Origin of the sequence: Prochlorococcus marinus str. MIT 9314 (genome assembly GCF_000760035.1) — a bacterium.
GTDB classification, from domain to species: domain Bacteria; phylum Cyanobacteriota; class Cyanobacteriia; order PCC-6307; family Cyanobiaceae; genus Prochlorococcus_A; species Prochlorococcus_A marinus_B.
Window position 1 is genome coordinate 125,760 of sequence record NZ_JNAO01000013.1, and the last position, 19,860, is coordinate 145,619.

Here is a 19,860-nt window from a genome sequence, read left to right on the forward strand (position 1 = left end):
AAGCTTAATTCTCCTTAGAGAAGTTTTTTCTCACTTGATGACCTATGTCATTTCTAAAGTAAATACCCTCAAAATGAATTTCTCTTAAATTTTTGTATGCTTTTTCAAAAACCATATCGAAGTCTTTATCTTGACAGACAATACTTAATACTCTCCCTCCAGCAGTTAATAATTTCCCACTATCACTCAAAGAAGTACCAGAGTCAAAAATTTGACAATCATTTGAATCAATCTTACCTATATTTATTTGGTAGCCAGTTTTATATTCGTGAGGATAACCTTTGGAGGTCGCTATTACACAACCACTAACTTTATCAGAAGTATTAATCTTTTCATCACCAGTTAAGCTTCCCATTGAGCATTTTTCTAAAAGAAATACAAAATTTTGATCCATCAAGGGCATTATTGTTTGGCATTCTGGATCACCAAATCTGCAATTATATTCTATAACCTTGGGCCCAGATTTTGTGATCATTAACCCAAAATAAATGACTCCTCTATAGTCAATACTTCTTTTATTTAGCCCATTTATTGTAGGTTCAATTATCTCTTTGATTATCTTATCAAGGTAAACTTCTGTTAATAATGGGGCAGGAGAATAAGCCCCCATTCCTCCTGTATTTGGTCCTTTATCTTTTTCATTGAGTCTTTTGTGATCTTGAGCTGTCGGTAGTAATGTATATCTCTTTCCATCGCATAAAGCAAAGACAGAAACTTCTGGACCTTGAATTTTTTCTTCTAGAACTACTACATTCCCTGAGTTGCCAAATTTTCCATTGAAAATTGTCTCTGCTGCTTTAAAGCATTCTTCTTTTGAATTAGGAATAAAAACACCTTTTCCTGAAGCTAGACCATCAGCTTTTACAACAAGTGGAATTGATGATGAATTAATAATCTTTTTGGCTTCCTCTAAAGAATTGACTTTCCAAAAGTTTGCAGTTGGAATATTTGCGTCTTGCATAAATTCCTTCGCCCAAGATTTGCTAAACTCTAGTTTTGCTCCGTCTTTATTAGGACCAAATACTTTAAAATCTTTTCTGCGAAGAAAATCAGCTAATCCATTTGCCAAAGGTATTTCTGGTCCAATTACGACTAAACCTATCTTAAGAAAATCAAGCTTTTCGACTAGTTCATTTTTATTATTTATATCAATTTTTATTCTTTCACATTTATTTATTCTTTCTGAACCAGCGTTACCAGGTATTAAATAAACTTTTTTAACTAATTCATTTTTTTGAATAGCCCAAGCCAAAGAGTTTTCTCTTCCGCCATTACCAATTATTAAAATATTTTCTAATGTAAAAGAGTTCATAGAGCTAGGTGAATGAATTCCCATATATTTGTTTTTTTAAGGTTATGAGGTTTCGATTAATAATCAGTTAAAATGAAAATAGAATCATTTGAAATTGATCTCTAATAATTATGTTAATTAAAAAAAGTTCATTAGTAATGATAATGAGGCTTTAAATTAATGAATAATAAACATGTGTTAATTTATGAAGGCAAAGCAAAAAAAGTATTTGCTCATCATGATGAAAATAAAGTAAAAATTGAATTTAAGGATGATGCTACAGCCTTTAATGCTTTGAAAAAAGAAAAATTTGAAGGTAAAGGCAAACTTAATTGCTTAATAAGTGCAAGTATTTTTGAGATTCTAATTAAGAAGAATATTCCAACTCATTTTATTAAACTTGAAAATGAAAATACAATGATTGCAAAAAAAATAAAAATAATTCCATTAGAAATTGTTCTCAGAAATACTGCTTATGGTTCTTTGTGCAAACAAACAACTATTAAACCTGGAACTTTGTTACCAAAACCTTTAATTGATATTTATCTTAAAAATGATGGACTTAATGATCCCCTTATTACAAAAGATAGAATTGAATTAATGAATATATTAAGCTCAGATGATTTAGAATTAATAATTAGTTTAACTTTTAAGGTAAATGAAATCCTGAAAAGTTTTTTTAAAAATATTCAACTTCAACTTGTAGATTTCAAATTGGAATTTGGTTATGATTTTAAAAATAACATTCTTCTCGGAGATGAAATAAGTCCTGATAATTGTAGGTTGTGGGATCTAAATCAAAAAAATGATACAATTGTAAGTCTAGATAAAGATAGATTTAGAAATGATCTTGGTGGTTTAATTGAAGCTTATAGTGAAATTAACCGAAGAATTAACAATTATCTTGAACTTAAATAAATAAATAATGACTGATTTATCTTAATTAAAATTACTATGCAAAAACATTTTTTAAAATTCGGAAAGGTTTTCACAAATGTTGCCTGCACTCCCTTGATTTTGATATCAAATAATTCAGAACTGGCTGCTAAGTATTTGCCAATAGATGATGATAAATCAATAAAAAACTTAGAAATATCCAACAATAACAAAGATTTTTTTCAAGGTATTGAATTCAAAAAAGAGAAGAAATTTTTTCTTTCCGAAAATAATACTGAAATTAATGAAGAAAGTGTTGTTATCTCAGAAATAATTATCGAAGGTTGGGAAAATCATCCTGAGGGTAGAAAACTTGAATTGGCTGCATATGATTCTATGAGCATAAAACCTGGAAGTATTGTTGATAATCGAATTTTAAATCAAGACCTCAATTCAATTTACGCTAGTGGTTGGTTTTCAGGAGTTAAAATAAAGTCTCAAGATGGGCCACTAGGTGTGAGGTTAATAGTAAAAATAGTGCCCAATCCAATTTTGAAGAAAGTTGAACTTAAACCAAAAAACTCTTTAATCTCTAATGAATACGTAGATGATATTTTTAATAATTATTATGGGACAACTCTTAACTTAAATGAATTTCAAAATAAGATAGAAATTATAAAAAAACGTTATGAAAAAGAGGGTTATTCTTTAGTTAGAATTAATGGCCCTGATAGAATCTCTGAGAACGGAGTAATTACATTAAAAGTTTCTGAGGGTATTATATCTGACGTAGAAATTAGATTCCCTGATTCTGATGGTGAATTTGTTATTGATGGAAAACCTAGAAAAGGGAAAACAAAAGATTGGGTCATAAAAAGAGAATTAAAATCACAACCAGGTTCAATATTTAATAGAAAAATTTTAGAAGCTGATATCGGTAGACTTTATTCCACATCATTATTTGATGATGTAAAGGTTTCTCTTGGCCCTGACAAATTGAATCCAGGCCAAGTCATAATTTTTTTAGACTTGAGCGAACAAAGAACAGGATCATTAACAGGTGGGCTTGGATATAGCAATGGTGCAGGCATCTTCGCCTCAATTGGTTTGCAGGAAACAAATACACTAGGAAGAGCATGGTCTACAAATTTAAATCTAAATTTCGGAGAATATTCAACCACTTATAACTTTTCATTATCTGATCCATGGATTAAAGGAGATAAACATAAAACATCTTTCAGAACAAATCTTTTTTTAAGTAGAGATTATCCACAAGAATTTAGAAGTGATAAAAATGGGCGCATATACGCAGTAGATGATACTAGTACTTCAACCTCTGATAGTTTTTCATCAATAGTTTTAGAAAAAACAGGAGGTGGATTTTCTTTCTCAAGGCCATTAAATGGCGGAGATCCATTTAAGGTCGCTAAATGGAGAGTTCTTGCAGGAATGAACTTTAAGAAAGTAAAGATGATTGATGGTGATGGAAATTTAAAACCTTATGGTGATAAGACTCCAACAACAGGAAATATAAATGATATTATCTGTATTGGATTTACTCCAAATGATGGATCATGTCCTGCAGAAAATACATTAGTGAGTTTTATCGCGAGTACTTCTAGAAATAATTTGAACAGTTCCATTAACCCAACTTCAGGAAATAAATTTACCTTTGGGACTGAACAGTTTGTTTCAATAGGAAAAAATTCTCCAACTTTTAATAGAATGAGAGCTTCATATTCATATTTTATACCGACAAAACTGATCAATTTAACTAAAGCATGTAAATCTAGTAAAGCTACTAGTGAAGATTGCCCTCAAGCTATTGGTTTTCAATTTAAGGCTGGAACTATTCTTGGGGAACTGCCTCCTTATGAATCATTTTGTATGGGAGGAACATCATCAGTTAGAGGGTGGGGCTCTTGTGATTTAGCTGTAAGTAAAAGTTTTGTTGAAGGTACCGCAGAATATAGATTTCCAGTTTGGAGAATGATATCAGGAGCTTTATTTGTTGATGCAGGAAGTGATTTAGGATCTCAAAAAGATGTTCCAGGAAAACCCGGTAAATTATTACAGAAATCAGGTTCTGGTTATTCGCTTGGAGGAGGGGTTGGAGTAAAAACACCAATTGGGCCATTAAGATTAGATGTTGCGAGTAAGGACTTAAGTGGAGATTGGAGATATACACTTGGAGTTGGATGGAAGTTCTAAGTGTTTTCTTGGCCTGCTAATTATGATTTCTGCTATACCTTAGCTGGTGTTATCTCCAGAGAAGGTATAGGCCTGCATAGTGGAGAAAAAACAAGAGTTAAAATTTCTCCTTATGAAAAAGAAGGATATTATGTCTCTTTCAGGGATAAACCTGGTGAGATTTTTAAGTTAACTCAGGATTTAATTGGAAGCACCATGCTTTGTACGGCAGTTAAATTGGGGGGGCGAAATTTATATACTATTGAGCATTTACTATCATCAATGGCTGGGTGTGGGTTAAGTTATATTCATATTGAGGTTGATGGGAAAGAGATTCCTCTTTTAGATGGTTCAGCAATCCAGTGGGTTAAAGATTTTGAAGAAGTAGGGATAAAAAAGGCACCTAGACCAGATAATTTCTTTCAAGAGATTAATAAATCAATAATTTTAAATAAAGAAGGCTCAGTAATAGCGGCTACACCTTCTAAAAAAACTACAATAATATCCACAATAAATTTTGCCTATAAAGCAATTGGAAATCAAACTTTTGTGATTGACTTAAATCCAAAAAGTTTTGTTGAAATGATTGCTCCTGCTAGAACATTTGGTTTTAAAGATCAATTTCAAGAGTTAAGTGAACTTGGATTAATAAAAGGCGGAAGTTTGGAAAATGCTCTTGTTTGTGACGGGGATAAATGGGTTAATCCACCATTAAGATTTGATAATGAACCAATAAGACATAAAATTTTAGACCTAATTGGGGACTTGGCTTTGGTAGGGTTACCTAAGGCTCAAATTTTAGTTTATAAAGGATCACATTCTTTAAATGCTTTGTTAGCCTCATCGCTAAAAAATTAACCTTATCTTTAATTGTTTTGGAAAAGAAATTATCCAGTGAAAATAATCAACTTTCCTCTGAGCACATACTAGGTTTATTGCCTCACAGATATCCTTTCGCTCTTGTGGATAAAGTCATAGAGCATATTCCAGGGGAGAAAGCGGTTGCAATAAAAAATGTAACTATAAATGAGCCTCAATTTCAGGGACATTTTCCTGAGAGACCCTTGATGCCTGGAGTTCTTATCGTTGAATCAATGGCTCAAGTTGGTGGAATCATTGTAACGCAAATGCCCGATCTTCCCAAAGGACTTTTCGTCTTTGCTGGAATCAATAATGTTAAATTCAGAAAACCAGTTGTACCAGGAGATCAATTGATAATTTCTTGTGAGTTATTGTCTATTAAAAGAAAAAGATTTGGTAAGGTTAAAGGTGAGGCGCACGTTGATGGTAACTTGGTTTGTGCTGGAGAATTAATGTTTTCATTGGTTGATTAGGGATATGGATCATAAAAATACTGAATTAAAATCGAGCTTTAGTGGCGTAAAAGTCCACCCAAATGCTTTTGTTGATCCAAGTGCAGAATTGCACGATGGGGTTATTGTCTCTCAAGGAGCCATTATCGGTCCTGATGTGACTATTGGGAAAGGAACCGAAATTGGACCGAACGCTGTTATCTCAGGAAGAACTCAAATTGGTATTAACAATAAAGTTTTCCCAAGTGTTTTTATAGGTCTTGATCCGCAGGACCTTAAATATAAAGGGGACCATACTGAAGTAATTATTGGAGATAATAATACTTTCAGAGAATGTGTAACTATTAATAAGGCAACTGATGAAGGAGAAAAAACAATTATTGGAAATAATAATTTGTTGATGGCTTACACTCATATCGGCCATAATTGTGAACTTGGTAATAGGATAGTTTTATCAAATAGTGTTCAAGTTGCAGGCCATGTAAAGATTGAAGACAAAGCTATTATTGGCGGTTGTTTAGGTATTCATCAGTTTGTACATATTGGATATTTAGCAATGATTGGAGGGATGACTAGAGTAGATAGAGATGTACCTCCTTTTTGTTTAGCCGAAGGGCATCCAGGAAGGTTAAGAGGTTTAAATAGGATTGGAATTAAGAGAAGTGGTTTGATGGAAAATAAAGATTTTGACTTAAAATTACTTCAAAGTACTTGGAAAATACTTTTTAAATCTAATGATGCGATTTCAAATTCATTAGAAAAAGTAATGAAAGAAGAATTAGATATTTCATCTTCAAGGTTATGTTGTTTTTTAAAAGAGTCAATATCTAAAGAAAGAAGAGGACCAATGCCTGTAGTGAATGTATGAATAAAAAGATATTTATAAGTACTGGAGAAGTATCTGGAGATTTGCATGGAAGTTTGTTAACAAAAGCATTGTTAGATGAAGCTAAAAAAAAATCTATAGATTTAGAAATTTGCGGATTAGGCGGAGAAAGGATGAAGAAAGAAGGTGTAAAAATTCTTCAAGACACTACATCAATTAGTGCAATAGGAATTTGGGAGGCTTTACCTCTTATTATTCCAACAATAAGAATTCAAAAAAGGTTCTATAAATTACTAAAAAAATATCCTCCTGATTGCTTAATTTTGATTGACTATATGGGACCTAATATAAAAATTGGCACTAAATTAAAAAGATCGAAGACTAAAATTCCAATTTTTTACTATATTGCTCCCCAAGAGTGGGCTTGGAGGGTCGGTAATGGTACTACAACAAATCTAATAAAGTTTTCTGATAAGATTTTTGCAATTTTCAAAAAAGAAGCATCATTTTACAAAAAGAGGGGAGGAAATGTTTTTTGGGTTGGACATCCAATGATTGATTTGACAAAAAAACTTCCTCTAAAGAAAGATGCCAGAACTATTTTAAACCTTCGCCCAAATCAAAACATCATACTTTTAATGCCCGCATCAAGACCTCAAGAATTGAGATATATTTTACCTACTTTCATGAGAGCAGCGAATAAATTACAACAAAAATATCCAAGTTTAGTTGTCTATATCCCCTCCTGTCGGAGAGCTTTTGATGAAATATTCAAAAAAGCATTTAGAAAATATCAAGTAAAAGGATTTGTGATTTCTCAAAAAGATAGTACAAAATTAAAGCCTTACATTTTTTCGCTTACTAAAATTGCTCTTTGTAAATCCGGGACAGTTAATATGGAATTGGCTTTACATGGAATCCCACAGATTGTTGGTTATAGAGTAAGTAGGGTAACTGCTTTTATTGCTAAAAAAATTCTCAATTTCAAAGTAAAATTTATTTCTCCTGTAAATTTGTTAGTTAATAAATTAATAATTCCTGAGTTTGTGCAGAGAGAGTTTGATGAAAATAAAATTTTTTACAAATCTTGTCGGATTCTGGAGGGAAAGTCAGAAAAAATAAAAATTAGAAAAGGTTATGCTTTTTTAAAAAAAGAATTAGGAGAAGAGGGCGTAGTCCAGAGAGCCGCTAAAGAGATTATTAATTCTATTATTTGAACTATATAATAAAAAAATGAAATACCTCTTATCTTTAATAGTTGCTCTATCAATATTTTTTAACCCCATAAACACTTTTGCAGAGGAATTGATTCTTGCAGGAGGTTGTTTTTGGTGTTTAGAACATGATTTAGAGTCATTAAAGGGGATAAATTTTGTAAAAAGTGGCTATTCAGGTGGAGATTTGCAAAATCCTACTTACGAAAATCATGAAGGGCATCAGGAAGTTGTTGTGGTGGACTATGACTCCAAATTGGTAACTTTACCTGAGATACTTAGGCTCTATTTCAGAAATATTGATCCTTTGGACGGTAAGGGTCAATTTTGTGATCGTGGAGATTCTTATAGGCCAGTCATCTTTTTCAAAGATGCAACTGAGGAAAGTGATGGAAAAAATGCAATTGTTTCCGCCTCTAATGAATTGAATGTGCCATTAGAAAAAATATCTGTAGAACTAAAATCAAAAGGTCAATTTTGGTTGGCTGAGGAATATCATCAGGATTTTGCTGAGAGAAATGAATTAAAATATAAATTTTATAGATTCTCCTGTGGGAGAGATCAGAGGTTGGATAAATTATGGGGCGATAACGCTAGGTCAACAAATCTTTGGAATGAATGATTTAAAAATAGTTATTTATTTTTAATCCATTGAACAAGAGTTTTAACGCCAAAACCGGTTGCTCCAGATGGATTAATTCCCTTATTCTTATCAGTCCAACAAGTCCCAGCAATATCAATATGAGCCCATTTAATCTCTTTATCAAAGAATTCCTCTAAAAATAAAGCAGCAGTTATTGACCCACCTGCTCTAGGACCTGTATTTTTCATGTCAGCTATATGAGACTTTAACCCTTCTTTATAAGATTTTTGTAAAGGCATTTGCCATATTTCTTCTCCAGACTGTGCTGATGCAGTTTTTAGGTCATTTGCTAAATCATCATTATTACTCCAGAATCCAGCTACATCATTCCCTAATGCAACAACAATAGCTCCGGTTAGAGTGGCTAAATCTATTATTGAATCCGGGTTTAAATTGGATGCGTAAGTTAACGCATCAGCTAATGTTAGTCTACCTTCAGCATCAGTATTGTTGATTTCAATTGTCTTACCATTAGATGCTTTAACTACATCTCCAGGATGTACTGCAGATCCATTTATCATGTTTTCGCAAGCTGCCACAATAAAATGGATTTCTAATCCCTTTGGTTTTACTGCTCCAAGTGCTTTTGCTGCGCCTAAAACTGCAGCGCTTCCCCCCATATCATATTTCATCATTTCAATTTGAGAAGCGCCTACTTTCAGATTGTATCCTCCAGAGTCAAAGGTTAAACCCTTCCCAACAAGCGCAATCTTTTCTTTTATAGGCCCCTCCGACTTTAAAGTAAGATGTATAAATTTAGGATCTAGGTCAGAACCTTTTGCTACAGCTAAAAATGCGCCCATGCCTAAATCTTCACAATCTTTTGCCTCTAAAATTTTTACTTCTAAACCATGATCATTAGCTATTTTAGAAGCTTGTATAGACATTTCCTGAGGGGTAAGACTATTGGGAGGGGCGGCTACAAGTCTTCTAGCTAGTTCTACACCTTCGCATATTTGTGCTGTCTCTTCAAAGCTAATATTCTCAATTTTTTTTAAATTCAAAAACTCTATCTCTTTAAGAACTTTCTCTTCATCTTTTTTCTTGTTAAATCTATTGTCCTTATAAGCAGATAATCTAGCAGACTCTGCTAATTGATTTATTTCTAGTTTTGAATTTATTAATTCCCAAGGTAGCAAGATGCTGATTTTTTCATTTTTATCAACAGTTTTTCTAATTAGATTTCCTATGGAGTTTTCTATATCACTTTTTTTTAGATCTTTCGATTTGCCAAGACCAACTATGATTAAAGTCTCTAATTTTTGATCTAAAAATTCAAAGCTTAGAGTTTTTCCTTTTTCTCCTTTAAATTTTTTTTGAGTAACTGTTTTTAGTAATAATTTTGGGTCAATGACAAATTTTATGTTTTCAAGTTGGCTTTCAATTTCTTCCTCTAAAACTCCAAAAATTAATGAAGTACCTTGCCAGTTATCTAGATTTTTTTGGAATGTGGAAAATTGCATTTGTAAACGGATTTAATTAACTTTTAGTTGTTTGTGAAAGTAGTTGCCCACCTATCTCGGGTTTCTTTATTAAAGGGTGGTAACCATAAATATATCAGTTGCTGTTCTAATTTACGTCTTAACTTTATTTCTTTAGGTACATCTAAGAAGAAACGAATATCTTGATGACTTGAGAGGTTATTATGGGCTAAGGCTTCTTTATAGTTCATGAGGTAATTTTTACAGTCATGTTCTCCTTTCCATCTTTTATTTGCTACGTTTGTTTCTCCTATATAAAGGATTATTTTAGAACTCTCCATTGAGTCAATTACAAAATACATTGCTGGACCATTGTGTATATATTGATTTGTTCTCCAAAAGTTTAATGATAATGGATGTAGGGAAAACGGATCAATTTTTCTTTCTTTGGAAATTGTATTAACAGGAAGACATGTTTGTTGCAAAGTTTTATTGTGGGCATCTTTTGAAATTTTAATTTGGTGATTATATATTTTATTTCTCCATTCAGTTAGGATTTCGCCTTTGATTTTTAAATTATTTGAGTGTTGAAAATTAATTGATGTATTTACATTTGAACCAAATAATTCAAATTGTCTATTTTGATTTGAAATATTATTTAAGTTGAATTTTTCCAATATCTATGAAACATGTCTACTAAATTTACTTATTAAAAAATATAAATCAAAGAATTATTTATAAACTAAAATTTATTAATGTTCTAATCAATTTAAAAGATTCTTGTTATCTTGTAATTGAGCCTTAATCTTGCGAAGTAAAAAAATAGAAATGGGATTCTTTGAGTCAGACATCGTTCAAGAAGAAGCTAAAAAGCTTTTTACAGATTACCAAGAACTTATGAAACTTGGCTCTGATTATGGGAAATTCGATAGAGAAGGGAAAAAAATGTTTATAAAAAAAATGGAATCTCTTATGGATCGTTATAAAGTTTTTATGAAGAGATTTGAATTGTCTGAAGATTTTCAAGCAAAAATGACAGTAGAACAATTAAAGACACAGTTAAGCCAATTTGGGATTACTCCTGATCAAATGTTCGATCAAATGAATAAAACCTTAATAAGAATGAAGGATGAACTTGATAAAACTTCTTAAAGTTAACGGTTAAAGCTTCATGACAGATAATTTTAAATTGCCATCATGGCTGTCAAGAGGAATAGAAGAATATTTTCCTATTAAGGGAACAGATCAAACCTTTTCGGAGATAATTGATCATGCAAAAAAAAATAATAAAAAATTAAGGGTTAAACTCGGCATTGATCCAACTGGAACCGATATTCATCTTGGGCACAGCATATTGTTTAAAAAACTTAGGGCATTCCAAGATAATGGACATATTGCAGTTTTAATTATTGGGGATTTTACTGCTCAAATTGGAGATCCAACCGGAAAAAACAAAACAAGAGTTCAGTTATCGGAAAAACAAGTTAAGGATAATGCAAAAACTTACTTAACCCAACTAGGGATGGGAAAGTCAGCCGATGAATCTATTTTAGATTTTGATTCAAAAGATAGAATAGAAATAAGATATAACAGTGAATGGTTAAAAGGATTAAATCTTAATTCGATAATTGAATTAATGGGGAGTGTAACAGTTAGTCAAATGCTAGCTAAGGAGGAATTTAATAAAAGGTACACTTCGCAAGTCCCAATTGCTTTGCATGAATTCTTATATCCACTATTACAAGGTTACGATTCGGTAGTTGTTCAATCAGATATTGAGCTTGGAGGCACAGATCAGAAATTTAATATTGCAATAGGAAGAGACCTTCAAAGGCATTTTAAACAAGAACCTCAATTTGGCGTTCTGCTGCCAATTTTGACAGGTTTAGACGGAATTAAGAAGATGAGTAAATCTGAATTTAACACCGTCGGTTTGACTGAAGATCCTCTTTCAATGTATTCAAAATTAGAAAAAGTATCCGATAATTTAATACCCACTTATTTTGAATTGCTTACTGAATTAGACTTAAGTTTTCTGGAAAATTCAAATCCTCGTGAATTACAGAGAAGAATGGCTTTAGAAGTTACTACTTTATTCCATGGGGCCGAAGAAGCATTAAAGGCGCAATCAAACTGCGAAAAATTATTCCTTGGACACAAAGAAAAAGTTGGAGAAATTCCAGAGATTTCTTTAAAAGAAGTAGTTTTTCCAGTAAAGTTTTTCTACTTATTAAGTGCTCTAAAACTTTTCAAATCTAGCAGCGAATCCAAAAGGTCTATTAAAGGTGGGGGTGTAAAAATTGATAGTCAAAAAGTAATAAATCCTGATTTAGTTTTTAACTCTAAAAATGATTTGGAAGGAAAAATTTTGCAAATTGGAAAAAAAATAATTAAGAGATTTGAAAACTGAAAATTGATGAATAACAGATTTAATTCGGAAGAAAAAATAATATTGGCAATTGATGGATTAGATGTAAGTCAAGCAAAATTACTTTTGGAAAAATGCCCCAATATTAAGTGGGTGAAAGTTGGTTTAGAGCTTTTTGTTAGGGAAGGTCCAAGAGTTATTGAAATATTAAAAGGTTTAAATAAAAAAATTTTTTTAGACTTAAAATTTCATGATATTCCAAATACCATGCGTGCAGCATGTTTCCAAATTTCGAAATTAGGGGTTGATATAATTTCTATTCATGCTTCAGCAGGTTTAAAAGCTCTTAAGGATTCGAAAAAAGCATCTTTAGAAGGAGCCACCTCAGTCAGTGTGAAACCCCCATTGGTTGTAGGAATAACTGTTTTAACAAGCTTTTCTCTTAAAGATTTTCAAACTGATCTTGATAGAAATAATTCAATTGAGGAAAATGTATTGAGACTTGCAAAGTTGTCTTTTGATGCCGGATTAGATGGATGTGTTTGTTCCCCTTGGGAGGTAAATATGTTGAGATCTATTTATAAGCATAATTTTGAACTTATTACACCAGGCATCAGATTAAATATTGACAATAAAGATGATCAAAATAGAATTATGACTCCCCATGAAGCTATAGATAATGGCGCTTCTAAGTTAGTCATTGGCAGATCAATTTCAAAAGCTATAGATCCTAATAAAGCTCTAATAGAAATATTTAAATCTATTGATTCTGATTAATTTTGGATTCTTCTCCCTTAAGCAATCTTGTTATGTTTGTTCTATGTTTCCAGATTACCAATAATGCCACAATTAAACTTATAAAAAAGTATGAGTGCATAAATTTACCTAGGTAAAAAAACATAAAAATAGGAAGTAAGATTGCAGCTGAAATACTGGATAAAGAAACAAATTTAGATTTTGTTAGGACTATTAAAAAAATGCCAAGAGATGCAAGTCCAACTTTCCAAGAAAGAGCTAAAAACATACCTAATCCAGTAGCAACAGCTTTTCCTCCTTTACCTTTAAGCCATATTGGCCAAATATGTCCTGAGATAGCGGATATTCCTGCTATTACCTCAATTAATCCTTGATCTGTATAATGTTGAGCAATTTTTACTGCTACAAGTCCTTTCCCAACGTCAATGATAAACACAAAAAGTGCTGGCCATTTACCAACATTTCTTAAGACATTTGTGGCACCTGTAGATCCAGAACCCATAGTTCTTAGATCTATATTTTTGAGATATTTTCCAATTAAAAAACCTGTCGGAAGTGATCCTAAAAGATAACTTGTAAAAATTATTAAGATATTCATAAACCTTAGTTTAGTTCAAGATCATCGTAAATTTCATTATCTGAGCCAGCAAATGCAACCCATAATGGAAATTGAAGTATTGGAATTTCAACAGAAGTTTCTGCTGCATCAATGATAATAAATGGCAATTCTTCATTGGCTTCTAATCTATCAGCTCTTTCGATGACACCTTCAGGCCTTTCAAACAGAACAATCCCACTATTAGGTCCAAAGTCATCCCTTGTTAGACCAAGTGAATCTTGAAGAATTCTTCTCCATTCGCCTAATCGTTCAGGCTGCGAAGCTAAAATAAGAGTCTGAAATTGATCTCCATATAATTCGCCAAGAATAGATATTAAGCCAGCTGATAACAAAGCATTTTTTTGTCGAGATCCTCTACTTTCAAGAGAACCTCTTCCGCCCATGTTAAAGAACCAATCATTCATAATTTCTATATCTGAGGAATCAAGACTACGTCTTAATTTCCAAGGTTCTGCATAAAAGTCGGGCTGTTCTGTGAAACTTGAAAAGCAACTTTTTATAATCTCTTCATCTGGCTTAAATGTCTCGGAAAGAGCAGGAACATTAACTACATTATTTGTGCTATTGTCTTGCTTTTTCTCATCAAGGGGAGAAGGCTTTACGATTATTGGTTGAGAAACCAATTCAAGTCTCTCTACGTTTTGTGAAAGATTCTGCAAAGCTCCAGTTAAGTACTCTTGAAAGCCCTTAACTCTTTTAGCAATATTATCTGACTGTCCTTTAAAATTAGAATCAATATCTTTTTCTATTTCATTTTTTTTTGTTTCTAACTCTCTTATTTCTCTAACTAAAGAGTCTTTTTTTGAAAAGAGATCTCTAAAAATTTCATTAGAAATTTCATCAAAAGATTTAGTTGATTTATCGTTTTTCGGGATAGTTTTTTTATTTTGAGTTGTATTTTTCTTACTAATTTGTTTGGTTTTATCACCTGAAATTGACTTATCTATTTTTAATTCCTTTTCAGGATTATTGTCGGAAATTTCTGTATTGGTCATTTAAATAATTTTGATGATTAGGCAAAGTCTGAATTTTAAGAATTTTTAATTTCCAGGGAGTCAACTTTTTTTATGAGCTCATCTTTTAATTGCTTTGGGTTAAATAAAATTGGTAATAAATGAGGACTGGACTTTTCTCTAAAATAAAAAATACCTGGGATTATGGGGAAAAAGAATTTCCATGATATCCAGTTCTTGAATGGAAAAGTTCTAATCTCTTTCCCTAATTGTAAAACGATAAAATCATCATTTGTTATTTTTATTCTTAAGGTGAATGACTGAAGTAATAAAAAAAAGCTAAAAGAAGCAAAAACTATTGTTGGCAAAGAACCAATATTCAAAAACAAAAGCATAAAACTTAAAACTATTAGAATGATTGGCAACTGAAATGAAGGAGATATTATTACTGGTTCTTCTTTTTTTGATTTAGTATTAAACATAGAATCATCCAAATAAAATTTGCGTTAGTAATACATCCATTAAAGATACAGTAACGAGAGTCATTACAACTGCACCTGTTGTACTTGTTCCAACCTCTTTTGGACCCCCTTTGGTTGTAAGTCCATATCCACAAGCAATGATTGAAATAAGTAATCCGAACACTACAGATTTTATTAACATTGAAGTTAAATCTGCACTGGTTAAACTCACATTACCTGATCTTACAGATGTCCAAAAAACTATTGGAGGAACTTTATAAAAAATTGTGCTCCAAATTTGTCCACTCCATAAAGCTACAGATAAAAACAAAAGACACTGTATTGGAGACATTATTACCATCGATAGTAACCTTGGGACTACCAAATATTGGACTGGTTCGGTCCTTAACATTGTTATTGCCTCAATTTGTTCTGTAACTTTCATAGTACCCAGTTGAGCAGCATAGGCAGTGGCAACCTTTCCAGTCATTAAAGTTGCAGTTAGAAGAGGAGCCATTTCTCTTGCCATGCCTACTGCTAATAAACCTCCAATTTCACTTGAAACCCCCATACTTGTAAGTTGTGCTGCAACTTGAATATTAAAAACTGTACCTGCGGCAATTCCTGTAATTAATACAATTAATAAACTGCCCGGACCTGACTCCATAAGTTGGTCAAAGAGATCATTTTTGGAAATTTTACCCTTAAAGATAAAATTAATTGCTTGCCCGCCAATGACTAGGCTGCTTAGAAGTCTTTTGAAAAAATTAAGGTAATACATATCTTTATATTAGTTTGTAATTAATTTTCGATCCCATTTTCTCATTATTAAAAGACCAATTATTACCAATATTGAGGGTATAAAACCAATACATAATCTAATAGTTAATTGTGCTGAATAGCATTGTTCAATAATATTTAGACCTTCTTTATCAACAATGCATGATTGATAACCTGATAAATACAATAAAAATCCTAATAATTGAACACTAAACGCGATACCTATCTTCTGAATAAGTACCATCCAGGCAGTATATAATCCTGCTGGTTTCTCTGGGTCTTCGTCTATTGCATCAGGAAGTAGTGACCAGGGGATAAGAAAAGCGGTTGAAGCTCCTATGCCAATAAGACAGATTATAAAAATCAAAAGAATGAACAGAAATATGTTGCTGGCATTTAGGAATAAACTATCGCTTACTCCTGAAATTTTTGATAATGAAGGTAAAAATAAAGCTGCTGTACATGAAATAATCCACATAATTGCTCCATAGTTTAACGCTGAAATCCTGTTCAATTTATTTGATACTCTGGCCCATATTTGTAAACCCACTAAAGCGCTAATTTGGAAAGGTATCGGGATCCACTTCGCAATATATGTTGGTACATTCAGTACATCCTCGACATAGATTAATGCTACTGTTTGCATCAATTGTAATGCGCACCAGAGAAGAATATAGAGCGTAATAACTTTTAGAAATTTTTTATTTTTGAAGATTCTTTTGAATTGAAGTGTTATAGCTTCAACTTTTCCTGAAGGCCTTCTTGCTTTTTTTGCGAATGGAGCTAACCCCCAACAAGAAATTAATGTTGCAGCAACTGCAATACATCCGCTTATTTTACCCATTAAAAAATATTCATTATTTGCAGATCCTTCGGAACCTAATACAACTCCAGCAATTATTAAACCTGTTAGTCCTGCGATTATTGAGCCAGTAAATCTAGATGCGTTTAGCCTTGTTCTTATTGCTGTTTTTTCAGAAATTTCAGTAGAAAGAGCTGCAAAAGGAAGATTAATACTCGTATAAGCAGTCATTACGATTATAGAAATTATGGCATAGTAAATAGTCTTGGTTAGCACTGAACCAGTGGGTGTCCACCATATCGCAGCTAAAGAGAAACCAAGAGGAACTGATGCTGCTACCATCCAAGGTATTCTAGGCCCCCATCTTGATTTAGTACGATCACTTAACCATCCAATTAACGGATCATTTACTGCATCCCATATCTTTATTAACATTAATAATGATCCTGCAATTATTACTGGTAAACCAGCAGAAATAAAGAATTTGAAAAGAAAAAAACCAAATTGCGTTGCCACTAAACCTGTGCCTGCATCCCCTAGCCCATAAGAGAACATTAATCTTGTTGTTGATCTAGAAATATTTTTTTTCGAGTGTGAATTTTCCAATCTTTTTACTTTGTTTATTGTTTGATAATGTATTATTGCAATGGTAATTCTATTACTTAATGCGGGCGTGGTTTAGTGGTAAAACCTCAGCCTTCCAAGCTGAAGATGCGGGTTCGATTCCCGCCGCCCGCTTTTAGAATAAATTATTTTTTGCCCCAAATACTTCTTCTGAAATGATTAGTAAAGAGCTCCTACTCTTTATTGAAACAGATTTTTCATTAATAGTTAAGGGTTGAAAAATCTCAGACATGCTAGTGTCAATAACTTTTAACCAATTATATTTACATTTCGGCAAGGGGAAATCGATACTTTTTGAATATGCATTTAAACCTATCCAGACAAGCGGATTAGTATCATCTTTGTTAATGCTAAAGGCGACTGTATGAGACCAACTACTCCAATCGGGGCTATCTAACTTTGTTCCATGCCAATGATATTTTGGAATATTTTCATATGTTTGATTATTAGGCAAGAATGATGGATTGAAAATGTTTATTAGTTTTTTTCGGATTTTTATGACGTATTTGAAATATTCTAATAATTCCAAATCTTGTTGACCATGTTCCCAATTCATCCAGCCCAATAAATTATTTTGGCACCAAGAATTATTGTTACCTCCTTGTGATCTTCCTATCTCATCACCCATAAGTATCATTGGAACACCTTTAGAGATAAGTAAACTAAGAATAAGATTTTTTTGTTGTCTTTTTCTTAAATCATTGATTAATAAGTTCGTAGTTGGTCCCTCAGTACCATGATTCCAAGAATTGTTATGGTTATCTCCATCTCTATTTTGTTCTCTATTGGCAAAATTATGTTTCCTATTGAAAGTTACTAAGTCTTTTAGAGTGAATCCATCATGTGAAGTAATAAAATTTATCGACTTTGGAAAAATATTATCTTCTTTATAAATAGATGGCGTCCCTTTTATTTTATCGCTCATATTCCAAGCTGTATCTTTATCCCCCTTCCAAAATCTCCTCAAGTCATCTCTAAAATGACCATTCCAAGTGAAAGTATTCTTAGATGGAAAATCACCTAATTTATATAAACCCCCACAATCCCATGGCTCACTTATGAACTTGATATCTATAAGTTCTGGTTCACATTCTATATCTTCAAAAATTGGAGGATTATCAAGCGGCGAAAGATTTTCTCCTCTTGAAAGGGCAATTCCTAAATCAAATCTAAAACCATCAACTCCTAATTCACTCGCCCAACATTTTAAAGATTCAATTATTAGTTTTCTAACTAATCCTCTGTTTGCTGCAACAGTATTACCACATCCGGAGACGTCCTGATAGTTTTTATCTTTTCCAATAAAGTAATAAAGATTTTCATCTATACCTTTCCAAGATATTGCTGGCCCTTTTGAATCACCTTCGGAAGTGTGATTGTATACAACATCTAAGATGACTTCAATGTCTGCTTTATGACATTCCTCAACAAATCTTCTAAATTCCTCTCTATTCTTTTCGGCGGATTCATTCGAAAGATATTCAAAATGAGGAGTAAACCAATTAATTGGACTATATCCCCAAAAATTTTTTAGACCATTTGGGCCATCAGTAGGATCAAAACAAAAAATTGGAAGTAATTCAATTGTTGTAATACCCAGTTCTTTGAGATAAGGAATTTTTTTTAAAAATTTCTTAAAACAACTTTCATCTTTATCTGTTGATTCAGTGAAAGCTTTGATATGGAGTTCATAAATAATTGTTTCTTCCCAAGAATGTTTCGGTCTTGGATAATCCTTAAAATTAAATAATTTTCTATCGCAAACAACACTTTTAAGACATGAATTAGTATTTTCTTGCTTTTTTAATGCATTTTCTCTTTTGTAACTTCCCCATCCGGTAATACCCCTTGAACATGGATCAAGCAATACTTTTTTTTCAAAGTTATTATTAATTTCATTATTTTTTTGTTTCACTCTAAAAGCATAAATACAACCTTCATCAATATTTTTTATTTCCGCATGCCAGTAAGGACCTTTATTATGAGTCTGATCTAATTTGAATATGCTTTTTGGGGAAATAGAGTCCTCTTTCTCAAACAATAAGATTTCTACATATTCTGCATTTGTGGCTACTAAGGAAAAATTAATCCCTTGTGAAGTTATAGAACTCCCTAAAGGAAATGGTTTGCCTTTATTGAGATGAATCACTTTTTCTTTATCATTGATTAGTTAAATATTGAGATAATTTATTTAAATTACTGATATTTGAATAATAGATGCAAAATTTAAAAAAAAAACTCATATTTAAGGCTTCACTAATCAACTTTATTAGATCTTGGAGAGTATTAATTTTCTAATTAATTACAATTTCTTCATCCATCTGCTCAGTGCATTAAACGATTTATAGAGAAAGCTTAATAATGAGAAAACCAGATTTTTCTTGATTTCAAAATACAAATTGTGTTTTTTCATGTGATGAGAAGGAAATATATCTGAAAATTAATAAAACATAATAAATAGCTAAAATTCTTAAATTTACCACTCCTTTGATATTTTTCCCCTTTGCTAAATGTAGTTAGATTTTTCATGCTAAATCCAGTGCTACCAATGCTTTTTGCTGTTCTCTAAATGAAGAGGCTATTTTTTATAAATGAAAAAGCGCGGCTATAAGAAATAAATAATGTTGCTAAAAATGTCCCTAAAATTTGTATAAAGCTTTGCGCCGCCGGCATTTTCGGTTGCCGTATTTGTGTTTGCTCCATATGATGTGGAAGTTCGAGGT

Annotated in this window: 19 protein-coding genes and 1 tRNA gene; 11 read left to right on the forward strand and 9 right to left on the reverse strand. The window is 32.0% G+C overall.

Features of this window, described 5'->3' with window-relative positions; translation table 11 throughout:
• Positions 1 to 4 precede the first annotated feature (4 nt).
• A complete protein-coding gene (gene purD, locus EU98_RS01340) occupies positions 5 to 1,336 on the reverse strand; it encodes a phosphoribosylamine--glycine ligase (protein ID WP_032516348.1) in 1,332 nt (443 codons plus the stop codon).
• Positions 1,337 to 1,471: 135 nt separating this feature from the next.
• On the opposite strand from purD, the gene purC reads away from it, so the two are divergent.
• From purC to msrA, 7 genes are read left to right on the forward strand one after another with little or no spacing between them, the layout of a single operon-like run.
• Positions 1,472 to 2,209, forward strand: a complete 738-nt coding sequence (purC, locus tag EU98_RS01335) for a phosphoribosylaminoimidazolesuccinocarboxamide synthase (protein ID WP_032516349.1) — start codon at positions 1,472 to 1,474, stop codon at positions 2,207 to 2,209.
• Positions 2,210 to 2,245: 36 nt separating this feature from the next.
• Positions 2,246 to 4,378 (forward strand): BamA/TamA family outer membrane protein, encoded by a 2,133-nt coding sequence (locus EU98_RS01330; RefSeq protein WP_032516350.1) that lies wholly within the window; start codon positions 2,246 to 2,248, stop codon positions 4,376 to 4,378.
• Entirely contained in the window at positions 4,379 to 5,215 is an 837-nt protein-coding gene (gene lpxC, locus EU98_RS01325) for a UDP-3-O-acyl-N-acetylglucosamine deacetylase (protein ID WP_032516351.1), read from the forward strand.
• A gap of 17 nt (positions 5,216 to 5,232) precedes the next feature.
• Entirely contained in the window at positions 5,233 to 5,691 is a 459-nt protein-coding gene (gene fabZ, locus EU98_RS01320) for a 3-hydroxyacyl-ACP dehydratase FabZ (protein ID WP_032516352.1), read from the forward strand.
• Positions 5,692 to 5,695: 4 nt separating this feature from the next.
• On the forward strand, positions 5,696 to 6,538 hold the full coding sequence (gene lpxA / locus EU98_RS01315; protein WP_032516600.1) for an acyl-ACP--UDP-N-acetylglucosamine O-acyltransferase: 843 nt from the start codon (positions 5,696 to 5,698) through the stop codon (positions 6,536 to 6,538).
• Positions 6,535 to 7,713: a lipid-A-disaccharide synthase gene (lpxB, locus tag EU98_RS01310; protein ID WP_032516353.1), complete on the forward strand. Its 1,179-nt coding sequence runs from the start codon at positions 6,535 to 6,537 to the stop codon at positions 7,711 to 7,713. Before lpxA ends, lpxB begins: the two co-directional genes overlap by 4 nt.
• A gap of 16 nt (positions 7,714 to 7,729) precedes the next feature.
• The gene (gene msrA / locus EU98_RS01305) at positions 7,730 to 8,332 is read left to right on the forward strand and encodes a peptide-methionine (S)-S-oxide reductase MsrA (RefSeq protein WP_032516354.1); all 603 of its coding nucleotides are present in this window, start codon (positions 7,730 to 7,732) and stop codon (positions 8,330 to 8,332) included.
• Between the two features lie 11 nt (positions 8,333 to 8,343).
• On the opposite strand, the gene EU98_RS01300 is transcribed toward msrA, so the two are convergent.
• Together EU98_RS01300 and EU98_RS01295 are read right to left on the reverse strand one after the other, a co-directional pair.
• Positions 8,344 to 9,816, reverse strand: a complete 1,473-nt coding sequence (locus tag EU98_RS01300; RefSeq protein WP_032516355.1) for a leucyl aminopeptidase — start codon at positions 9,814 to 9,816, stop codon at positions 8,344 to 8,346.
• Positions 9,817 to 9,839: 23 nt separating this feature from the next.
• A complete protein-coding gene (locus EU98_RS01295; RefSeq protein WP_032516356.1) occupies positions 9,840 to 10,451 on the reverse strand; it encodes a hypothetical protein in 612 nt (203 codons plus the stop codon).
• A 151-nt stretch (positions 10,452 to 10,602) separates the two neighbouring features.
• Here EU98_RS01295 and EU98_RS01290 point away from each other — a divergent pair, with 151 nt between their 5' ends.
• From EU98_RS01290 to pyrF, 3 genes are read left to right on the forward strand one after another with little or no spacing between them, the layout of a single operon-like run.
• Positions 10,603 to 10,926 carry a DUF1825 family protein gene (locus EU98_RS01290; RefSeq protein WP_002807348.1) on the forward strand — a complete coding sequence of 108 codons (324 nt, stop codon included), beginning with the start codon at positions 10,603 to 10,605 and terminating at the stop codon, positions 10,924 to 10,926.
• A 19-nt stretch (positions 10,927 to 10,945) separates the two neighbouring features.
• Positions 10,946 to 12,184: a tyrosine--tRNA ligase gene (gene tyrS, locus EU98_RS01285; RefSeq protein ID WP_032516357.1), complete on the forward strand. Its 1,239-nt coding sequence runs from the start codon at positions 10,946 to 10,948 to the stop codon at positions 12,182 to 12,184.
• A gap of 6 nt (positions 12,185 to 12,190) precedes the next feature.
• Positions 12,191 to 12,919: an orotidine-5'-phosphate decarboxylase gene (gene pyrF, locus EU98_RS01280; RefSeq protein ID WP_032516358.1), complete on the forward strand. Its 729-nt coding sequence runs from the start codon at positions 12,191 to 12,193 to the stop codon at positions 12,917 to 12,919.
• Here the strand turns inward: pyrF and plsY are convergent.
• Genes plsY through EU98_RS01255 form a run of 5 tightly spaced genes read right to left on the reverse strand, consistent with a single transcriptional unit; the run spans position 12,903 to position 17,068 of the window.
• Complete coding sequence (plsY, locus tag EU98_RS01275) at positions 12,903 to 13,496, reverse strand: glycerol-3-phosphate 1-O-acyltransferase PlsY (protein WP_032516359.1); 594 nt, start codon at positions 13,494 to 13,496, stop codon at positions 12,903 to 12,905. The genes pyrF and plsY overlap by 17 nt on opposite strands.
• 5 nt (positions 13,497 to 13,501) lie before the next feature.
• Positions 13,502 to 14,512, reverse strand: a complete 1,011-nt coding sequence (locus EU98_RS01270; protein ID WP_032516360.1) for a DUF3086 domain-containing protein — start codon at positions 14,510 to 14,512, stop codon at positions 13,502 to 13,504.
• A 35-nt stretch (positions 14,513 to 14,547) separates the two neighbouring features.
• Positions 14,548 to 14,952 carry a DUF3119 family protein gene (locus tag EU98_RS01265; RefSeq protein WP_012008209.1) on the reverse strand — a complete coding sequence of 135 codons (405 nt, stop codon included), beginning with the start codon at positions 14,950 to 14,952 and terminating at the stop codon, positions 14,548 to 14,550.
• A gap of 4 nt (positions 14,953 to 14,956) precedes the next feature.
• A complete protein-coding gene (locus EU98_RS01260; RefSeq protein WP_032516361.1) occupies positions 14,957 to 15,712 on the reverse strand; it encodes an MlaE family ABC transporter permease in 756 nt (251 codons plus the stop codon).
• 9 nt (positions 15,713 to 15,721) lie between these two features.
• Positions 15,722 to 17,068, reverse strand: coding sequence for an MFS transporter (locus tag EU98_RS01255; protein WP_032516602.1), 1,347 nt, complete (start codon positions 17,066 to 17,068; stop codon positions 15,722 to 15,724).
• Positions 17,069 to 17,180: 112 nt separating this feature from the next.
• On the opposite strand from EU98_RS01255, the gene EU98_RS01250 reads away from it, so the two are divergent.
• Positions 17,181 to 17,251: transfer RNA gene (locus tag EU98_RS01250), tRNA-Gly, on the forward strand.
• Between the two features lies 1 nt (position 17,252).
• On the opposite strand, the gene EU98_RS01245 is transcribed toward EU98_RS01250, so the two are convergent.
• On the reverse strand, positions 17,253 to 19,286 hold the full coding sequence (locus EU98_RS01245) for a glycogen debranching protein (RefSeq protein WP_032516362.1): 2,034 nt from the start codon (positions 19,284 to 19,286) through the stop codon (positions 17,253 to 17,255).
• Positions 19,287 to 19,860 lie beyond the last annotated feature (574 nt).